We start from the raw sequence: 2,423 nt of genomic DNA, 5'->3' as shown, positions 1-2,423 counted from the left end.
ATTCCGATTAACGCTTGGACCCCTCGTATTACCGCGGCTGCTGGCACGAAGTTAGCCGGTCCTTCTTCTGTAGGTAACGTCACAGCTAACGGTTATTAACCGTTAACCTTTCCTCCCTACTGAAAGTGCTTTACAACCCGAAGGCCTTCTTCACACACGCGGCATGGCTGCATCAGGCTTTCGCCCATTGTGCAATATTCCCCACTGCTGCCTCCCGTAGGAGTCTGGGCCGTGTCTCAGTCCCAGTGTGGCTGATCATCCTCTCAGAACAGCTAGGGATCGTCGCCTTGGTAAGCCATTACCTTACCAACTAGCTAATCCCACCTAGGTTCATCCAATCGCGAAAGGCCCGAAGGTCCCCTCCTTTCCCCCGTAGGGCGTATGCGGTATTAGCAGTCGTTTCCAACTGTTATCCCCCTCGACTGGGCAGATCCCTAGGCATTACTCACCCGTCCGCCGCTCGTCAGCAAATTAGCAAGCTAATTCCTGTTACCGCTCGACTTGCATGTGTTAGGCCTGCCGCCAGCGTTCAATCTGAGCCATGATCAAACTCTTCAATTAAAGTTTTGTTGAAACATTCACTCTTATAAATAAAAGTAAAGCTTCGGCTCAATGAATTCTGATTTCGATTTAAAGACTCGGAAGAATCTCTAAAACGTTTGTTACATATTGCTATGAACACTCATCGTTACATTGAGTAATAATTTTGATTGCATCATTCTTTACGAGAAAGAATGGCAATTTCGATTAACTCAACACCTGTGAGTGTCCACACAGATTTCTTGTTTGATTTGTTAAAGAGCGTTGCTAATCATGTAAGAATTATTCTTTCATATCAGCAGCCATTTGACGCTAGGTCGTTGGCTTGAGGAGGCGTATTCTACACTTCCCGTTGTTGGCGTCAAGTCATTTTTAAAGTTAATTTAAAATGCTTTTCAACCGGTTAATTATGACGCTTTAAAAGCAGCTTAATTAACGCTAACACCTTGAGCCTATTGGCCTTCGCCGTGTCAGTGGATGCGCATTATAGGCAAATCCTGAACATGCGCAAGGGCTTTTTTGAATTAATATGTACTTATTTCAAGATTACTATTTAGGAACATCATACCCACGTGTTACCCCCAACTTTATCCACATTTTAAGATCTTTTTTATCCTTTCAGGATGTCCCAAGGGTGCTCTCTATTGCCATCTAATAACTCGCTGTGAAAAATGTCATTCAAGTTTGAGCTTAAAAGACTTAGCTATCCCACCCATGACACCGTTATAAAAGTAACTTTTTAGCTAAATATTACTTAGCTACATACCTTTAAATCTCATTAAAATATCGGAGCAGGAAATCAATTCTAGTTCAACAGAATAAACTTGCCATTAAATTCGGCTTTTTTTGCATATCATTAGCAATCATTGCTATCGCTCTACTCTTGTTAAGTAGATTGGAGTTATAAGGCAAGTAATCAGTTTTATGTTTAAGTTTTTTCAAACGATTATTTGACCTGAATGCCTTTAACACAAGCAGGCCATGACTTAGTTCAGTTTTTTTACTGTGAGTTATTCAGCGTTTCAACATTGAATATAGATTTGTAATATGAGCGGGGGGATGTGCTTACTGCTAACGTTTAAATATAGCTTCTATCAATAGCGCCCAATATTGATAAATACCAAGAACGCAAAAAATCCGCTACACAGTCGCGGGCAGGCTATTTATTAGACGCTTGAAGTCGTTCTGTTTATATATGGCCATGTCGCCCACTCTTGGTGGACGTAATCATATTTTGCAGGTGATAACTAAAGCTTTCTTTCATAGAATATATTTTAAAATCCTAAACGAAAAAATCCCTGACTCGTAGAGTCAGGGATTATTCTAATTTAGCGTCTGGAAATGACCTACTTTCACATGGGGAGACCCCACACTATCATCGGCGCGATTGCGTTTCACTACTGAGTTCGGGATGGGATCAGGTGGTACCACAATGCTATTGTCTCCAGACAAATCTGGTTTGAAGATGGTGCTGATACCCAGAATCGAACTGGGGACCTCATCCTTACCAAGGATGCGCTCTACCGACTGAGCCATATCAGCATTATCTTGTTTCTTTTCACTAATTGAGTGAAATAAATTAGGTGCTTGGCGATGACCTACTTTCACATGGGGAGACCCCACACTATCATCGGCGCGATTGCGTTTCACTACTGAGTTCGGGATGGGATCAGGTGGTACCACAATGCTATTGTCACCAAGCAAATTTGGTTGTTAACCGCAAAAGCGATTAACTAAATTCGGAAAGCTGTTTCTTTCTTTGAGTTCGCACTTCATTAAGCGCTATATATTCTTCACTAAGTCTTACCTTTAACAGTAAGTAATAAATCTAGTTACCATCATCTCAGATAAAAACTCATCTGGGTTGTATGGTTAAGCCTCAC

The 2,423-nt window shown here is 41.5% G+C and carries 1 tRNA gene and 3 rRNA genes; all 4 read right to left on the bottom strand.

From position 1 onward, the window contains the following. Nucleotides 1-561: ribosomal RNA gene (locus tag BM739_RS19710) — 16S ribosomal RNA — on the bottom strand; the annotation flags it as partial. Nucleotides 562-1,873: 1,312 nt separating this feature from the next. Further along, nucleotides 1,874-1,989: ribosomal RNA gene (gene rrf, locus BM739_RS19705) — 5S ribosomal RNA — on the bottom strand. A 17-nt stretch (nt 1,990-2,006) separates the two neighbouring features. Then, nucleotides 2,007-2,082: transfer RNA gene (locus BM739_RS19700), tRNA-Thr, on the bottom strand. Between the two features lie 43 nt (nt 2,083-2,125). Further along, a 5S ribosomal RNA gene (rrf, locus tag BM739_RS19695) occupies nt 2,126-2,241 on the bottom strand. Between the last annotated feature and the right edge of the window lie 182 nt (nt 2,242-2,423).

The organism is Shewanella sp. UCD-KL21, from assembly GCF_001957135.1.
Classification (GTDB): domain Bacteria; phylum Pseudomonadota; class Gammaproteobacteria; order Enterobacterales; family Shewanellaceae; genus Shewanella.
The sequence above is the reverse complement of the archived record's forward strand: the minus strand, read 5'-3'. Positions and strand labels throughout refer to the sequence as shown.